This window comes from Streptomyces sp. NPDC055239, from assembly GCF_053606205.1.
This window is the reverse complement of the sequence record NZ_JBSGRD010000001.1, coordinates 645,564-662,101: the sequence shown is the minus strand read 5'-3', so window position 1 is coordinate 662,101 and position 16,538 is coordinate 645,564. Positions and strand designations below refer to the sequence as shown.

Here is a 16,538-nt window from a genome sequence, read left to right as displayed (position 1 = left end):
CGTGACCGACCACGCGGAGACCGGCATCAAGTACCGAGCCGAACCGGCTCACTTCGACACGCCCCCACCCGACACCGGTGGCGGCGGCAGGCTCTCGACCGGCCCGGCCGCCGCGCGGGCCCCTGCCCACATCGACAGCTCCGCCACCGAGGAGGAGTACCGCATGTCCCCCCAGCCCCCCGCCCCCGGCGCGAACGCGGAGACGGCCGCAGCCGCGCCCGCAGGAGAGACCGAGGCCCCGGCCGCGTCTCCCGCACCGGACGAGAAGACCACTCCCTCCGTACCGGACAAGGAGACGCCGAGCCCGGCCGCAGCCCCCGACGCGGAGTCCGGCACCTCCCCGGGCGGTGAAGCCAAGGCCGCTCCGGCCGCCGCGCCTGCCAAGTCCACCGAGACTCCGGATGAGGGCGTCGCCGTGGCCGCGGCCGTCGGCGCGACACCGCCCGGAGTCAAGACAGGCACCGGCGTCAGCAGCGGACGCCCCCGCAAACCGGTCCTCGCGGGTGCCGCGATCGCCGGTGCCGCGCTGATCGCGATACCGCTGCTCCTGACGGGCAGCGCGAGGGACGACGGACCCCCGGACACCGTCAAGGGGGCGGGCGGCGACACCGTCCTGCACCCCGACTCCGACCCGGCGGGACTCCAGGACTACGTGGCCAAGAAGCCAAGTCCGTCGCCGGAAAAGAAGAAGCCGAAGAAGACAGAGGCTCCGAAGACGACCGTCCCCAAGGCCGTTCTGCCTCCGCCGGAACCCAGCAAGAGCAACCCGCCCGAGAAGAAGCCCGACCCCAAGCCCAAGGTCGCCCCGAAGCCGAACTGGACCACCGAGACGGTTTCGGCACCCAGCGTCCTGGAGGTCAAGCAGGCCTGGACCACCAACCGCATCCGCATGGTGATGCAGACCGACGGCAACCTCGTCGTCTACAACGAGAAGGGAAAGGCCATCTGGGCGGCCATGACCTTCGGCGAGAACCACCGGGCGATCTTCCAGCAGGACGGCAATCTCGTCATCCACAACGGCGACGACCGTCCCATCTGGGCGTCCAAGAGCCACGGCCACGAGGGCGCCCAGCTGGTCCTCCGGGCCGACGGCAAAGTGGTGATCGTGCACAACGGCCGGGTCATCTGGTCGACCTGACAGTGCGCCGGGGCCCGCTGCGGCAGCACCCCACATGCCAGCCTTTCTCGCCCATGCGTTTCGTTTCTATGGGTCTGGCATACGCTTTTGCCTTGCATCTGCGTATACCGAGACAGGGGGCTGTGTGATGGAGAAGGGCATGCTGCCGCCGGGCCAGCGGCTGGCGAAGGGCTGGCCCGTCTCGCACTACGGGCCGGTTCCGCGCTTCCGCCCGGAACGCTGGACGTTCCAGGTCTTCGGCGCCACCGCCGGCGGGGAGAAGCGCTCCTGGACCTTCGAGGATCTCGCCGCCCTGCCCAGGGTCACCGTTCTCGCGGACCTGCACTGCGCCTCCGGCACCAGCACCACCGGCCATGAGTTCTTCGGCGTGCCCGCGTCCGCCCTCCTTGATCTCGCCCCACCCGCCGACGGGGTCTCCCGCGTCATGGCCTGGGCCGAGTACGGCTACAGCGCGAACCTCCGCATGACGGACCTCACCGCCGCATCCACCGTCCTGGCCACCCACCACAACGGCGAGCCGCTCACCGCCGAACACGGCTTCCCGCTGCGTCTCGTCGTCCCGCACCTCTTCGGCTACAAGGGCCCCAAGTGGCTGCGCGGCATCGAGTACATGACCGAGGACCGGCGCGGCTTCTGGGAGGAGCGCGGCTACCACAACACGGCCGACCCCTGGGCCGGCCAGCGCTACTCCTACCAGGAGGAGGACGACAAGCAGTAGCGGGGCCCATCACCGCCACCGGGATCCGGCGCATCACAACCTCCAAATGCAACGCCGCATATGCCACACCTTTTGGCCGATCAGCCAAGCATTCACCAGCTGCTAGGAGATTTCCTGTGGCAGATGCAAAATTGATGGCATTGTCCGGGACGCGGTTGCCGCCGCCCCGGCCCGGCCCGAAAGGCGAGGTCCCCCCATGGTCATGCGCACCTACGACGGCAGCGCCGACGACATCGGCCACGGGGCCATCAGTCGTACGTACGCCTCTTTTCGCCGCCCCGACGAGCGCATCGCCCGCGTCATCGCCCAGGCCCTCGGTGACGCGCGCACCGTCCTCAACGTCGGCGCAGGCACCGGATCGTACGAGACCACCGCGACGCACACGATCACCGCGGTCGAGCCGTCCCTGGCCATGCGCGCCCAGCGCCCGGCCCAACTCGCCACCGCCATCGACGCCGTCGCCGAGGACCTCCCCTTCGACGACGGGCAGTTCGACGCGTCGATGACCCTCTTCAGCGTCCACCAGTGGTCCGACGCCGAAGCGGGACTGCGCGAGATGCGCCGCGTCACCCGCGGCCCCGTCGCCGTACTGACCTGCGACCCCGCACGCATCCGCGACTTCTGGCTCTACGAGTACGCCCCCGACGTCCTGGAGACCGAAGCCCGCCGCTACCCCTCCCTCAACCGGCTCACCGCCGCACTCGGCCCCACCACCACCATCCAGCCCGTCCCCATCCCACTGGACTGCACCGACGGCTTCAACGAGGCCTACTACGGCCGCCCCGAACTCCTCCTCAACCCCGCGGCCCGCCAAGCCTGCTCCGCCTGGAGCTTCATCGACGACCGCGCCCGGCAGGACTTCGACCTCTCCCTGCGCCACGCCCTCGGCTCCGGCGCCTGGGACGAAGCCTTCGGCCACCTGCGCGGCCGACCCGCCTACAACGGATCCCTCGTCCTCCTGCGCGCCACCCCATGACCCCTCTTCGTTGCCCCCGATGAGCGCCCCGCCCCGCGTTGTCGACCACGACGAAGCGGCGGCCGGGCCCGCTGCCCTAACTTCCGGACATCACCGGTTCGAGGAACAGCAGCAACCGAGAGGGGCAGCAGATGGCAGTGCGCAGAGCACGGATCGGCACGGTGGGTCTGGTGGCGGCGGCCTTGACCGCCGCTTCGTTCACCTCACCCGCGGCGGCCGAAAGCGGTGTGGGACATGCCCGGACCCAGGCGGCCATGGACACCGCGGTGAAGGACGGGGTGCCCGGAGTCGCGGGGCAGGCCAAGGACGGGTACTCGGTCTGGGCGGGCACTTCGGGTGTCGGGAACCGCAAGACGGGCGCGCCGCGCTCGGCGTTCGACCGCTACCGCATCGGCAGCATGACCAAGACCTTCGTCGCCACCGTGCTGCTCCAGTTGCAGGGCGAGGGCAAGCTCGACCTCGACGACACAGTCGACAAGTGGCTGCCCGGCGTGGTCCAGGGAAACGGCAACGACGGTCGCCGGACAACCGTGCGGCAGCTGCTCAACCACACCAGCGGGATCCCCAGCTACACCGCCGACCCGGAGTTCCTGGAGAACGGCTTCACGGAGAAGTTCCTGGAGCACCGCTACGACACCTACACGCCCGAGCAGTTGGTCGGCATCGCCATGCGGTACAAGCCGCTCTTCGACCCGGGCGCGGGCTGGAGCTACTCGAACACCAACTACACCCTGGCTGGAATGATCGTCGCGAAGGTCACGGGCCACCCCTACGAGGACGAGATCAAGCAGCGCATCATCCAGCCGCTCGGCCTGTACGCCACCTCCGTCCCCCGCACCACATCGTCGATGCCCGCGCCGAGTTCGCGCGCGTACTCCAAGCTCTCCCTGACGCCGCAGCCGACCGGCACGGTCCACGACGTCACCGAACTCAATCCGTCGGCCGCGGGCTCGGCGGGAGCGATGATCTCCGAGTCCGGTGACCTGAACCGCTTCTACTCCGCCCTCCTCGGCGGCAAGCTGCTGCCCGCGGAGCAGCTCAAGGAGATGAAGACCACCGTCCCGGTCAGCGGGGCCGGTCTGATCACGGACTACGGCCTGGGCCTGATGAAGTTCTCGCCGTCCTGCGGTGTCACGGTCTGGGGGCACGGAGGCAACATCCAGGGTTCGGCGTCCCAGGCCGTGACCACTGCGGACGGCAAGCACTCGCTGGCCTTCGACTTCAACGGTGACTGGGCGGGGAACAGCCAGGCGGTCATCGAGGCGGAGTACTGCCCGAAGTGAACAAGGGCCTTCGCAGCAGGCGCAGTTGCAGCATCAGCGCGAAGCGGACGTCGGGGTCGGTGAGGTCGGTCCCCGCGACTTCGGTGGCGCGGCGCAGGCGGTAGCGGAAGGTGTTCTGGTGGACGTACATCGCTTCGGCGGCGGCCGGTACGTCGCCGAAGGCGTTGAGCCAGGCGCTGAGAGTGTCGACCAGTTGGGAGTCGTGCCGCTTGTCGTAGGTGAGCAGCCGGGCCAGGGGTCCTGTCGGCGGGTCTCCCCGCTCGGCTGCGAGGTCGGCGAGGTCGAGCAGGAGCGCCTCGACGTGGATGTCCGAGATGCGGGCGAGCTGTCGGGAGCCTCCGTTGGCGCGCAGGACGCGCAGTGCCCGGTCGGCTCCTTCGCGGGAGCGGGCAAGGGCGCCCGCGTCCTGGGCAGTCGGGCCGATGCCGATGAGCGGGGTGAGGCGGTCGCCGATGCGCGTGAGGAAGTCGGTGCCGATGCGGGCCGCTCTCTCCTCCGCGTCCGCCTGGTCGTGCGGCACGGGGAGGATGCCGTAGGCGACGTCGCCGATGAGGGCGGTGGCGGCGCGGGCGTGGATGGCGGAGAGGTGCATGGCGAAGGCGTCGGCCAGGCGCTGGCGTTCGGCCGTGTGCTGGGCGTGCAGGTCGGTCGAGCCGGTCAGCTCGGGCGGGTCCGGCACCGCCAGGGCGACGACGACGCCCGCGTAGTCGGTCAGGCCGAGTCTGCCGAGGGCCTCGGCGGCGCCTGATCCGCCTTCCAGGGCGGTGGAGACCAGGTCGGCACGGAGTCGGCGTTCGACGTCGGCGCCGGCCCGCAGGCGCAGCATGTGCAGGGCCACCAGTTTGGCCGCGTCGTGCAGCGCCTGGCCCCGCTGTGCGGTGAGCGGGGTGCGGACGACGGCCCAGATGGACCCGAGGACTTCGTCACCGGCGCGTACGGCGATCGCGGCGCGCGGGATGTGGAATCCGTCGGGCCCGGGTGGGGCGACGTGGACCGGTTGGTCGCTGCGGTACAGGGAGCGGAAGATCCCCCGGTCCTCGAGCAGGCGCGTGAAACGTTCGGGCACCTGTCGGCCGAGGACGGTCTCCACGCGGGAGGGGTCGGCCTCGTCCTGGCGGCCGGAGAAGGCAAGGACGCGGGAGCTGCGGTCCTCGATGGTGACGGGGGCGTCGAGCAGCGCGGCCACCGCGTTGGCCACCGCGAACAGGTCGCCGGACGGGGTGCCGCCGAGGGTCTGGGGCCCCGCATCGCCGACATCGCCGTCCGCGAGCAGCGAGCGCAGCAGCGCGGCGAGCTGGGCCCATGAGGCGCCTCGGGTCAGCGCGAGCAGCGCGACCCCGGATCTCCGTGCCGCCGCGGTGACCGCCTCATCGGTCTGCGCGGGGGCGCGGACCACCAGCGCCGCCGCGCCCGCGTCGCCGAGGGCGGTGAGCAGCCGGGCGGTCTCGTCCGGCCCGTGGACACCGATGCCGAGCACCAGCGCCTTGCGGGGCAGCACCGGGTCGTCAAGGGGGTCGTGGATGACCACACCGCCGATCCCGTCCGCCGTGTCCGGGTCACCGCACACGAGGTCGAGCAGGGTGGTGCCGAGGTCTTCAAGGACCCGCCCGAGGCTGGCCCGCGGCTGTGTGTTCACCGTGCCTCGTACCCCCCGTCCCCCCAGTAGCGCGTGGGGCCGCTCCTCGTCGGTGTCGACGGGATTGTGCGGTGCTCTCGTCGGCTGCCGCAAGGGGCCCGTCGCAAAGGGTCCCGTCGCAAAGGGCCCCGTCACAACGGGATCCACTCCGTGTCGACGGTGACCTCCTCAAGAGCGTCCGGGAGCGGTGCGACACCGAGTCCGGGGCCGTCGGGGACCGCGAGGTGGCCATCGGCGAGCACGAACGGCTCGGTGATGTCGGTGCGGTAGAAACGGTCGGACGCGGAGGTGTCGCCGGGCAGCGTGAAGCCCGGCAGCGCGGCCAGAGCGACGTTCGCGGCACGGCCGAGGCCGGTCTCCAGCATGCCGCCGCACCACACGGGCACGCCGTGCGCGGCGCACACGTCGTGGATACGGCGGGCCTCCAGATAGCCGCCGACCCGGCCGGGCTTGATGTTCACGATGCTGCACGCGCCCAGGGTGATCGCCGCCGCGGCGGACCGGGCGGAGGTGATCGACTCGTCCAGGCACACGGGTGTGGCAAGGGCCTTGGCGAGCTGCGCGTGTCCGAGGAGGTCCTCCTCGTCCAGGGGCTGCTCGATCAGCAGCAGGTCGAACGGGTCGAGTCGGGCGAGGTGCCGGGCGTCGGCGAGGGTGTAGGCGGTGTTGGCGTCGACCTGGAGCAGCAGGTCGTCGCCGAAGCGCTCGCGCACCGCACGTACCGGCGCGATGTCCCAGCCGGGCTCGATCTTGAGCTTGATGCGGCGATATCCCTCGTCGAGGTAGGCGCCCACCGCGTCGAGCAATTGTGGCACCGAGTCCATGATGCCCACGGACACCCCGCACGGCACCCGGTCGTGGACGGCGCCGAGCTCTCGCGCAAGGGGCACCCCTCGGGTGCGCAGCTCGGCGTCGAGAACGGCCATCTCCAGTGCGGCCTTCGCCATCCGGTGGCCCCTGAACGGTTCGAGGGCCGGGGCGACGCCGACCGCGTCGAGGCGCGAGTGCCGGCCGAGGGCGGGCACCAGGAATCGGCGCAGTACGTCGGCGCAGGCGGCCGAGTACTCCGAGGAGTAGAGCGGATCGACCATGGCCACGCACTCCCCCCAGCCCTCGGCGTCGGTGCCCACCGCGCGCAGGAGCAGCGCGGTGCGTTCCGTCTGCGTGCCGAACGAGGTGCGGAAGGGGGCCACCAACGGCAGCCGGACCTGGCGGAGTTCGACTCCGGTGAGCTTCACGGTTCGTCGTCCTTTTCTACGAGGGGTACGAGGGGTACGAGGTCTACGAGCAGGTACGAGGATCTGCGAGGAGGTACCAGCCGACCCGGTCGAATCCCGTCACCTGCCATCCGTCGGCGATGAGCCCGCCCAGGGCGTCGCGCACGGCGGAGCGCCAGGCCGCCGCGGACTGCGGGTCGGTGCGGCGCAGTTGCTCGATGTCCTCGGGCACGGCGACCAGGGTCCGGGGCCCGATGACGGAGTACGCGTGCGGCCGGCCGTCGGCGGTGGCGCCCAGGGCGACGGTGGCGCCGCCGGTCAGTTCGGCCGCCGCGTCGGTGGCCCTGTGGTGGCCGTCGCAGGCCGCGGCGACCTCGGGGGCGGTCAGCTGCCACTCCACCAGGAGGCGGTCGGTGTCGTCCGCGCCGTTGATGCCGTCGTTCATGCGGCCGTAGAAGTTGGGCAGGTACTGCGCCGCCTTTCCGGCCAGCTTGCCGATGTTGAAGTAGGCGTTGCGCCGCACCAGTGGATCGAAGGTCCAGGACACCTGGGCGGCGCCCCGCTGCAGTGCCCAGGCGCGCTGGTGCGCCTTGAGGGCGAAGCCGACGCTGCGGCCGCGCATCCGGGCCGATACACCGGCGATGTGGCTGTGCAGGGCGCCGTCGGGCGGCGGGCCGAAGAAGCCGATGCAGGCGCCGACCAGTTCGCCGCTCTCTCCTCCGTCGAGGGCGCCGTCGAAGGCGCCGCCCTCGCCGTCGAAGACGGCCGCGACATAGCTGCCCGCCTTGTCCATCGCACGCAGCAGCTCGGTGGTGGCAAGGGCGTTCTCGCCGCCCGGTTTCCAGATGCCTTCGAAGAGCCGGCAGGCCGCCTCCAGGTCCGGCAGGGCGCTGATCGGCCGTACGTGGCAACCGGCGGCGTGCGCCGCGGCGTCGGCCGCGGTCAGTGCGTCCGCCGTGATCCGGTGGCCGGCGTCGGGCGCGAAGGGAGTGGCGGCGGACCTGTCCGTCATCGGGGGCTCCTGGCGATCGCTGTCGTGTCACTCTCGCGTGCTGCCTGCGGGTGCTCGTCGAGCACGGCGCCGACGAGTGCCGTCAACAGGGCTGCGCGGCGCGGGAGTTCCGCGACGATCACGTGCTCGTCGGCGGCGTGTGCTCCGCCGCCCACCGCGCCGAGGCCGTCGAGGGTCGGGATGCCGACGCCCGCGGTGAAGTTGCCGTCCGACGCTCCCCCGACTGCGGCGGCGGTGAGCGGCCCTGTGCCCAGCTCTTCGGCCAGGTGCCGGGCGCGGCGGTAGAGCCCTTCCGACGCGGCGTGCGGCAGGGGCGGGCGGTTGGGTCCGCCGGTCACTTCCAGCGTCGCGCCGTCGAGTACGGGACGCAGCCCGTGGAGAGCGGTGTCCACGCGGGCCTGTTCCACGGCGTCGCGTACGCGGACGTCGACGGCGAACCGGCCGTGGGCGGGGACGGTGTTGGTGGTGGTTCCGGCGCTCAGCGCGGTCGGGGTGACCGTGGTGCCCGCGTCGGTGTCGGACAGCGCGGCGACCGCGAGTATCTGGTGGGCGGTCTCGATGCCCGCGTTCACACCGCGGTGCGGTTCCAGGCCCGCGTGGGCGGCCCGCCCCGCGACTCGTATCTCGTACAGGGAGACTCCTTTGCGTTCGGTCTTCAACGCGCCGCCGTCGGCGGACGCCTCCAGGACGAACGCCGCGGCGCAGCCTGCCGCCTCGGACTCGATCAGCTCCCGCGAGGACGGCGAGCCGAGCTCTTCGTCGCCGGTGACCAGGAGGGTCACTCCGTCGACGGCGTCGGGGCCGAGCGCGGCGAGGGCGTGGAAGGCCATGACGAGCCCGGCCTTCATGTCGAAGCAACCGGGTCCGCGCAGCACTCCGTCCCGGACCGTGAAGGGGTGGGTGTCCAGGGAGCCGATCGGCCACACCGTGTCGTGGTGGCCGAGCAGCAGGACGCGCCGGGGGCCACCGCCCAGACGCCAGCGCAGATGAGTGCGGCCGTCCACGGTGATCAGGTCCGGCTCGGCGCCCAGGTGCGACGCGCCGATCCTGGCGACCTCCTCGGCGCTGCGGGCCACGGCGGTGAGGTCGGCCGACGGCGACTCGGTGCGTACCAGGTGCCCGATGTCGTCGATCATCGCGGGCAGTGTGTCCTCGAACTGAGCGACGCGGGCGGGGTCGTGAAGCATCTGGATGCCGTGCGGTCGCTTCACGTCAGGACACCTTCGGGGTCGCGCGGGCGCCGAAGTGCACATACGGCTCTCCGGTCGGGAGTGCGTAGAACGTCACGGGGATCCAGGACGGGCTGCCGGGCAGCCGTACGACGAAGAGGTCGTCCGACACGGGCACCAGGTCGGCCTCCCGCTCCGTCTCGGGCACCATGGCGGCGAGCGGCCCGGTCACCGTGTCGCGCATCCGTGGCCCGTCGGCGCCGTGAAAGATCTCGATGCGTGCGCCCGCCCTTTCGTAGCGGCCCAGATGGCGGTCGGCGTCCACCGTCACCGGCTCGGTCGGGGGCTTGAGCGGCTCGGGCATGGTGACCCCGGCGAGCTCGGCGAAGATCTCGCGGAACAGTTCCAGGTACAGGTCGTGGGTGTTCCCGCCGTTGGTGAGGAGGGTGACGGCGAGATCCTGCTCGGGCAGCACGCGCAGGAACGCCGACTGGCCGATGGTGTTGCCGTCGTGTCCCACGAGCTGGTGGCCGCCCCAGTCGAAGCGGATCCAGCCAAGACCCCAGGAGTCCCCGAGCGTGTGCACGTCGGGCAGGTCGACCTCCTTCTCGGTCATGGCGGACACCGCCTGCCGCGAGAGGACTTGGGTGCCGTCGGCGGTGCTGCCACCGGCAAGGTGCATACGGGCGAAGGCCAGGACGTCGGCGGCCGTCGCGGTGATCAGCCCGGCCGGGCCTGCCGAGCGGGGCAGGCCCCACGCCGGGGCAGGCCGTGGGTCCTCGTCGCCCTGGGCGGCGTGTCCCATCGCGGTGCTGAAGCGCAGCGCCTCCTCCGGCAGTGTGACGGTGTGTGCGAGGCCCAGGGGCTCGCACAGCCGCTCCTTGAGGGCGTTGTCCCAGGTCGTGCCGGTGAGCTTCTCGATGACCCGCCCTGCGAGTACGAAGCCCGAGTTGCAGTACGAGAACGTCGCTCCCAGCGGGTGAATCTGCGCCGCCGAGCCCAACTCGTCCACGAAGCGCTCCACGCAGTCGTCACCACGACCGGTGTCGGTGAAGATGTCGCCGTCGATGCCGCTGGTGTGCGTGAGCAGATGCCGTACGGTCACCTGCTTCGCCGTCCGCGGATCGGAGAGGCGCAACTCCGGGAGGACGTCGGACACGAGGGCGTCGAGGTCGAGCTTCCCCTCGTCGACCAGTTGCATGATCACGGTGGCGGTCCACACCTTGGTGATGGACCCGATCTGGAAGAGCGAGTCCTCGGTGGCACTCACACCGGTGTCCTTGTTGAGCACCCCGGAGGCGACCACGGCCAGGTCCTCACCGCGGGCGATACCAAGGACCGCGCCCGGCACTCGGTGCTTGGCCGCAAGCTCGCCGAGCCGGCGTTCCCAGTACGCGAGGTCCAGCGGGGCACGGGCGGGACGTCCGGGCTCACCGGCATGACGCTCCACCCAGTCGACGACGCGACGGGCGAGGTCGGCCCTGTGCGAGGGCGGTCCCTCGATCAGGAACAGGTGCGCGCCGCCCGGGTAGAGCACGAGGCGTGTGGGCACGCCCCGCACCCGCAGAGCGGTGAACCACTGCTCTGCCTGCCCGACCGGGCAGCGCTCGTCGGCCGCGCCGTGCAGCACCAGCGTCGGAGTGCGGACGTGCTCCACCCGTGAGTACGGAGAGAGTTCGGCGTAGAGCTCGCGGTTCTGCCACGGTGTGCCGCCCAGCTCGGCCGCGGCCAGCGGGAAGGCCTCGTCGCTGGTGCCGCACATGCTGGTCAGGTCACTGACCACGCCACCGGCGACGGCGGCGGCGAAGCGGTTGTCACGACTGGTCAGGTAGCAGGTCATGAAGCCGCCGTAGCTGTAGCCGGCCACGGCTAGGCGCTCCGGGTCGGCGATCCCTTCGGCGACCAGGGTGTCCAGCGGTTCGAGGAAGTCCGGGGCGTCGGCCTTGCCCCACGCGCCGCGTACCGCGGTGAAGAACTCCTCGCCATAACCGTCGCTGCCACGGGGATTGAGCAGCAGCACCGACCAGCCGCGTGCCGCCAAGACCTGGTGGTACGGGTGGAAGGGGTCGGCAGCACCGTTCCAGGCGTTGTGCGGGCCGCCGTGGATGTCGAGCAGCAGCGGCGCGGGGCCGGTGACGGCCGGGTCGCGCAGCAGCCACCCGTGCACCGTGGTGCCGTCGGAGACGGTGAACTCCCGCTCCTGCGGCTCGAAGAACTCCGTCTCCCCCAGGCCCGCCCCGTGCCGGGTGAGCACCTGCTCGCGGCCTGTGGACACTTCGACGGTCGATATCTCTCCGTACGAGGTGGAAGTCGCCACGACGAAGGCGGCGGTGTCACCGGCAGTGGACATGCCCGAGACGACGCGGCCCGCGCCGCCCACGAGCGGGCGGGGTTCGCTGCCGTCGGCGTTCATGGCGTACAGATGCGTGCAGCCGCGCTCGCGCAGGCAGAACAGCACAAGGCTGCCGTCGACGGCCGGTCGGGGCAGCGCGCCAGGGTAGCCGGGGCCGCCGGGCATCACGTTGCGGTCGAGTCCGTCGGTGAGGTCGACCGGTTCGCCGCCGTGCGCCGGGACGCGCAGCACGCTCGCGTGGCCGAGTGCGGTGTCCGTACGGCCCACGACAAGGAGCGCGTCGCCGTCGGCGGTCCAGTTGACGGCGTGCGCGACGCCCTCGCCGGAACCCGCCAACTGCGGCTCGGCTCCAGAAACCAGGCAGTCGACGACGTACGCCTCGGAGCGCAGCGTCAGGTCGGCGTCCGCGCCGCGTGCCGCGCAGAAGGCGAGGCTGCGGCCGTCCGGCGACCAGGCCGGGCTTCCCGCGTGCCAGTCGCCGTGGGTGACCTGCCGGACCTCACGGCTTTCGAGATCCAGGATGTGCAGATGGCTGCGGACCGTGCCGAAGAGGCCGTGTCCGTCGGTCTTGTAGTCGAGCCGGTCGGCCACGACGGGGGCCGCGACCGCCTCGGGAGCCGGGGTGCTTTCGACCGGTGCCGGGAAGGCGATCGCGGTGCCGTCCGGACTCCATACCGGCGCCCCCGCGCCCGCCGGAAGGTTCGTGACCGGCTCGGGTTCGCCACCGTCCGCGGGCAGCAGCCACAGCTGCGAAGGGCTGTCGCCGCCACGCAGGTACGCGATCCACCGGCCGTCCGGGGACCACGCGGGCGCGGTGTCCGCTGGGCCCTTGGTGAGCCGTCGCGCGGCTCCGCCTCCGGTCGGCACCGTCCACAACCCGCGTTCCTCGCGGTCGTGTTCGCGGTCGGCGGTGCGCAGCACGTAGACGACGCGCGTGCCGTCCGGTGACAGCGCGGGCTGCTCCGGCAGCGCGATGGCGTAGAGGTCGTCGATGGCCAGGCGTCGCGTCACGGTGTGCTGTCTCCTCGATGACGGGGTGAATGGGTGTGGTGTACGAGTGTCACGCAGCGCCTTCCGTATGCGGCCGTTTCGTGAGGGCCGGATCGGCGGTGACCGCGAAGTGGCAGGCGGCGTGGTGGGGTCGTGCGGCAGCGCCCTTGGCCGGGTCCTCGGTACGGCACAGGTCGCGCCCGGCGTGCAGCTGGGGGCCTGCGGGGCAGCGGGGGTGGTAGTGGCAGCCGGACGGCGGGTGGTGCGGGTCGGCGGGCTCGGTGGCCGCGAGGGCGTCATCGGCTGGTTCCGCGCCGAGTGCCGATGCCGAGGTACGGCTGGGCACGGCGGCGAGCAGGTCGCGGGTGTAGGGGTGGCGCGGGTCGGCGAGGACCTGCTCGGTGGGCCCGGCCTCGACGATCCTGCCGAGATACATCACGGCGACATGGTCGCTGAGGTAGCGCACCACGGCCAGGTTGTGCGAGATGAACAGCATGGTCAGGTTCATCTGCCGCTGCACGTCACGGACCAGGTTGAGCACGGCGCCCTGGACGGAGACGTCGAGGGCCGAGGTGATCTCGTCGGCGATGACGACCCGCGGTCGCCCCGCCAGTGCGCGGGCGACCGCCACGCGCTGCCGCTGACCGCCGGAGAGCTGTCCGGGCAGCATCGAGGCCCGGTCAGGATCGAGGTTGACCTGCTCGAGGAGGCGGGCCACCTCGGCCCGACGAGCCGCCCCGCCGCGCCCTTGTTCACGCGGCAGGGCCTCGGCGACGGAGTCCCCGATACTCATCCGCGGGTCGAGGGAGGAGTACGGATCCTGGAAGATCATCTGCAGCGGTCGACGCCGGCCGCGCAGCCGACGTACATCGGTCCCGTCGAGGAGGATGCGGCCCGTGGCGAGCGGGGCGAGGCCGACCGCCGCGCGGGCCAGCGTCGACTTCCCCGAGCCCGACTCCCCGACCAGGCCCACCACTTGGCCGGACGGCACGGTCAGGTGCGCGCCGTCCACCGCGGTCAGGGCGTGGCGGCGGGTGCCGTAGCGCACGCTCACTCCGTCGAAGACGAGCTCGCTCATGCCGTCCCTCCTCCTGTCGCGGTCTCTTCGACCTGGACTTTGTTCTCGACCGGTTCGGTAGCGTCCTGGCCGGGGTGCCAGCAGGCGATCCGGTGCCCGACCGTGTACGTGACCGGCTCGGGGTCCTCGCGGCGGCAGTGGTCGTCCGCGGCGGGGCAGCGCGGGGCGAAGGCGCACCCTTGCGGTATCCGGTCCGGCTCAGGCGGGCGGCCGGGGATCACGGCCAAGGGGCGGTCCCTGTCCGTGTCGAGGTCCGGTACGGCGGCGAGGAGCGCCCGGGTGTAGGGGTGTCGGGCCGCCGTGAACAGGTCGGCCGCGGGCAGGTCTTCGACGATGCGGCCCGCGTACATGACGAGCACCCGGTCGCAGGTGCGGGCGATGACCGTGATGTCGTGGCTGATGAGGAGGATGGCGGTGGCCCGCTCGTCCCTGACCTCGGTGAGCAGGCGCAGCACTTGCCGCTGCACGGTGACGTCGAGGGCGGTGGTCGGCTCGTCCGCGATGATCAGCCTGGGATCGCCCATGAGCCCCATGCCGATCATCGCGCGCTGTCGCATACCGCCGGAGAACTCGTGCGGATACTGGCGTGCGCGCCGCTCGGGCGCGGGCACGTGCACGGCGCGCAGCCGGTCCACTGCCCGTGCCAACGCGGCGCTCCGGGACAGGTGTTGATGGTGTTCGGCGACCTCGGCGAGCTGTCGCCCCATGCTCGCGACCGGGTTGAACGAGGACATCGGGTCCTGGAAGACCATCGCGAGGGAGGTACCGAGCAGACGGCGCAGCTCACGCTCGCCGGTGTCGAGCAGTGGTGTGCCGGTGAACTCGAGCCGCTGGGCGGTGACTTGGGCCGGGTGCTCGACGAGCCGGGACACGGCCATCGCGGTCAGGCTCTTGCCCGACCCTGACTCGCCCACCACGCCCACGGCCTCCCCGGGGTGTACGGCGAAGCTGACGCCCCGCACCGGAGTGGTCCATCCCGCAGGTCCCGGGAAGGCGACCTGAAGGTTCTCCACCGCGAGCACCGGCTGCCCGTCGGCGTCCGGCCCGTGCGCGGCTGCGGCGGCTTCCGGCGCAGGTGGTGGGAGCGGACGGGCGCCGACGGCCTGGCGTGACAGCGTACGTACGCCGAGGGCGGCTGCCGCTGCCTCACCGAAGAGGTTGAACGCCAGGCCGGTGACGACGACCGCCACGCACGGTGCGAGCGCGGGCGCCGGGGTGAGGTTGATCCGGCCGAGGCCCTCGCCGAGAAGCCGGCCCCAGTCGTAGTCCGGGGCCTGTACGCCGAGTCCCAGGAACGAGAGTCCGGAGAAGGCGAGGAGCGAGGCGCCCGCGCCGATGGTGGCGTTGACGGCGAGCGGTTCGGCGATGTTGGGAAGGATGTGGCGCACCAGGAGCCGTATCCGGCCGACGCCGACGGTCCGGGCGGCGGCCACGAAGTCCCGGCCCGCGACCGACGCGCTCAACGTCTGGGTGAGCCGGGCGAAGGCGGGGGCCATCGCGAGGCCGATCGCGAGGACCGCGCCGGTGGCGCCAACGCCGAAGACGACCGCGAAGAACAGGGCGAGCAGCAGGCCGGGGAAAGCGACGGCGATGTTCACCACGGAGGTCACGAACCGCCCCGCCCTGCGCGGCAGCACGGAGGGCAGCGCGCCCAGAATCAGCCCCAGGACCACACCCAACAGGGTCGCGCTCACCGCGAGGAGCAGCGAGAGCCGGGTGGCCACAAGAACGCGGTAGAAGATGTCACGGCCCAGGTTGTCCGTGCCGAACAGATGAGCGTCGGACGGCCCTTGCTGGATCGCGGCGGTGTCCACCACGGAGGCCCTGTCCCCCCACAGGATCGGGGCGAGTACGGCCAGGACGACCACCGCGAGCAGCAGAAGTCCGGCGCAGGCGCCCACGGGCGTACGCGCGACCGAGGACCATCGGGAGCGGGTCGCGGGCATCAGGCCTCCCCGATCGCGGAGCGCGGGTCGAGCAGGGCGAGCGCCACATCGACGAGCAGGTTCACCACGAGGACTCCGGCGCCGTAGACGAGCACGATGCCCTGCACGACCGGATAGTCCTTCTGCACGATGGACTGCACGATCGTCGAGCCGAGTCCGGGCCAGGCGAACACGTTCTCCACGAGGACCGTCCCCGCGACGAGCGCCGAGAGCAGCAGACCGCCGAGGGTGAGCGTGGCGGTCAGGGCGTTGGGCAGCGCGTGGCGCACATACACGCGGCGCGACGGCAGCCGCTTGGCGCGCGCGGTGCGCACATAGTCGTGGCCTAGGACCGACAGCATCTCCACCCGGCCGATCCGGGCCAGCACCGATGCGGGGCCGATGGACAGGGCGAGGACCGGAAGGACGTACGAGCTCGGTCCCTCGCGGCCCGCGACGGGGAACCAGTCGAGACGCACCGCGAACACGTAGGCAAGCACGACCGCGAGCAGGAACTCCGGTATCGCGGCGAGCAGCACGCTGACGGAGGTGAAGGCCAGTTCGGCGCCGCGACGGCGCCCGCCCCGGGTCAGGGCGGCCATCGCCGTGCCCAGGGGGACGGCCACCGCGAGGGCCAGGACGAAAGCGAGTCCGGCCAGTTGCACGGTCGCGGGCAGCCGGTCGCCGATCGTCTGCGTCACGGGCTGGCCGCTGATGGTGGAACTGCCCAGATCGCCCGTGAAGAGGCCGCCCAGGAAGTGCAGGTACTGCTGCCAGAGCGGGTCGTCGAGACCAAGCTCCGCGCGCTTCGCCGCGACCAGGTCCGGCGAAGCGGTCATGCCCAGAGCGGCGCGCACCGGGTCACCGGGGATGAGATGGATCATCAGGAACGCCGCTGTGACGAGCACCCACAGCGACACCACAAGGCGGGCCGAGCGGCGCATGCCGAACAGCAGCCAGCGGTTGCCACGCCAGTCGGGGGCAGCCGACGCCGGCGGCGCGTCGGCGCCCGCCGTCGCGGTTGTCGCGGTCGTCATCGAACC

The 16,538-nt window shown here is 71.7% G+C and carries 12 protein-coding genes; 4 read left to right on the top strand and 8 right to left on the bottom strand.

Going from position 1 to position 16,538, the window contains the following annotated elements; all coding sequences use genetic code 11:
* Nucleotides 1-163: 163 nt before the first annotated feature.
* The 4 genes from ACWFRJ_RS02750 (at nt 164) to ACWFRJ_RS02735 (ending at nt 4,115) form a co-directional block, all read left to right on the top strand.
* Complete coding sequence (locus ACWFRJ_RS02750) at nt 164-1,138, top strand: mannose-binding protein (protein ID WP_453525051.1); 975 nt, start codon at nt 164-166, stop codon at nt 1,136-1,138.
* 127 nt (nt 1,139-1,265) lie between these two features.
* On the top strand, nt 1,266-1,856 hold the full coding sequence (locus ACWFRJ_RS02745) for a molybdopterin-dependent oxidoreductase (protein WP_453524367.1): 591 nt from the start codon (nt 1,266-1,268) through the stop codon (nt 1,854-1,856).
* Nucleotides 1,857-2,052: 196 nt separating this feature from the next.
* The gene (locus ACWFRJ_RS02740; RefSeq protein ID WP_453524366.1) at nt 2,053-2,832 is read left to right on the top strand and encodes a class I SAM-dependent methyltransferase; all 780 of its coding nucleotides are present in this window, start codon (nt 2,053-2,055) and stop codon (nt 2,830-2,832) included.
* Nucleotides 2,833-2,963: 131 nt separating this feature from the next.
* Nucleotides 2,964-4,115, top strand: coding sequence for a serine hydrolase domain-containing protein (locus ACWFRJ_RS02735; RefSeq protein WP_453524365.1), 1,152 nt, complete (start codon nt 2,964-2,966; stop codon nt 4,113-4,115).
* Here ACWFRJ_RS02735 and ACWFRJ_RS02730 read toward each other — a convergent pair.
* The 8 genes from ACWFRJ_RS02730 to ACWFRJ_RS02695 form a co-directional block, all read right to left on the bottom strand.
* Nucleotides 4,087-5,751, bottom strand: coding sequence for a PucR family transcriptional regulator (locus ACWFRJ_RS02730; protein ID WP_453524364.1), 1,665 nt, complete (start codon nt 5,749-5,751; stop codon nt 4,087-4,089). The genes ACWFRJ_RS02735 and ACWFRJ_RS02730 overlap by 29 nt on opposite strands.
* Before the next feature lie 131 nt (nt 5,752-5,882).
* On the bottom strand, nt 5,883-6,989 hold the full coding sequence (gene menC, locus ACWFRJ_RS02725; protein ID WP_453524363.1) for an o-succinylbenzoate synthase: 1,107 nt from the start codon (nt 6,987-6,989) through the stop codon (nt 5,883-5,885).
* Between the two features lie 43 nt (nt 6,990-7,032).
* Entirely contained in the window at nt 7,033-7,980 is a 948-nt protein-coding gene (locus ACWFRJ_RS02720) for a GNAT family N-acetyltransferase (protein WP_453524362.1), read from the bottom strand.
* On the bottom strand, nt 7,977-9,116 hold the full coding sequence (locus ACWFRJ_RS02715) for a M20/M25/M40 family metallo-hydrolase (RefSeq protein ID WP_453525050.1): 1,140 nt from the start codon (nt 9,114-9,116) through the stop codon (nt 7,977-7,979). The genes ACWFRJ_RS02720 and ACWFRJ_RS02715 overlap by 4 nt, the downstream gene beginning before the upstream one ends.
* Before the next feature lie 76 nt (nt 9,117-9,192).
* Nucleotides 9,193-12,513, bottom strand: coding sequence for a serine hydrolase (locus ACWFRJ_RS02710; protein ID WP_453524361.1), 3,321 nt, complete (start codon nt 12,511-12,513; stop codon nt 9,193-9,195).
* Nucleotides 12,514-12,562: 49 nt separating this feature from the next.
* The gene (locus ACWFRJ_RS02705; RefSeq protein WP_453524360.1) at nt 12,563-13,570 is read right to left on the bottom strand and encodes an ABC transporter ATP-binding protein; all 1,008 of its coding nucleotides are present in this window, start codon (nt 13,568-13,570) and stop codon (nt 12,563-12,565) included.
* The gene (locus tag ACWFRJ_RS02700) at nt 13,567-15,516 is read right to left on the bottom strand and encodes a dipeptide/oligopeptide/nickel ABC transporter permease/ATP-binding protein (RefSeq protein WP_453524359.1); all 1,950 of its coding nucleotides are present in this window, start codon (nt 15,514-15,516) and stop codon (nt 13,567-13,569) included. Before ACWFRJ_RS02700 ends, ACWFRJ_RS02705 begins: the two co-directional genes overlap by 4 nt.
* Nucleotides 15,516-16,532 carry an ABC transporter permease gene (locus ACWFRJ_RS02695; protein WP_453524358.1) on the bottom strand — a complete coding sequence of 339 codons (1,017 nt, stop codon included), beginning with the start codon at nt 16,530-16,532 and terminating at the stop codon, nt 15,516-15,518. The genes ACWFRJ_RS02700 and ACWFRJ_RS02695 overlap by 1 nt, the downstream gene beginning before the upstream one ends.
* Nucleotides 16,533-16,538 lie beyond the last annotated feature (6 nt).

Bases quoted from the DNA above. Each gene is read 5' to 3' on its own strand.
- ACWFRJ_RS02720 (WP_453524362.1), bottom strand. From the start codon at position 7,980: ATGACGGACAGGTCCGCCGCCACTCCCTTCGCGCCCGACGCCGGCCAC.
- ACWFRJ_RS02715 (WP_453525050.1), bottom strand. From the start codon at position 9,116: ATGATCGACGACATCGGGCACCTGGTACGCACCGAGTCGCCGTCGGCC.
- ACWFRJ_RS02695 (WP_453524358.1), bottom strand. From the start codon at position 16,532: ATGACGACCGCGACAACCGCGACGGCGGGCGCCGACGCGCCGCCGGCG.
- ACWFRJ_RS02700 (WP_453524359.1), bottom strand. From the start codon at position 15,516: ATGCCCGCGACCCGCTCCCGATGGTCCTCGGTCGCGCGTACGCCCGTG.
- ACWFRJ_RS02745 (WP_453524367.1), top strand. From the start codon at position 1,266: ATGGAGAAGGGCATGCTGCCGCCGGGCCAGCGGCTGGCGAAGGGCTGG.
- ACWFRJ_RS02750 (WP_453525051.1), top strand. From the start codon at position 164: ATGTCCCCCCAGCCCCCCGCCCCCGGCGCGAACGCGGAGACGGCCGCA.
- ACWFRJ_RS02705 (WP_453524360.1), bottom strand. From the start codon at position 13,570: ATGAGCGAGCTCGTCTTCGACGGAGTGAGCGTGCGCTACGGCACCCGC.
- ACWFRJ_RS02735 (WP_453524365.1), top strand. From the start codon at position 2,964: ATGGCAGTGCGCAGAGCACGGATCGGCACGGTGGGTCTGGTGGCGGCG.
- ACWFRJ_RS02740 (WP_453524366.1), top strand. From the start codon at position 2,053: ATGGTCATGCGCACCTACGACGGCAGCGCCGACGACATCGGCCACGGG.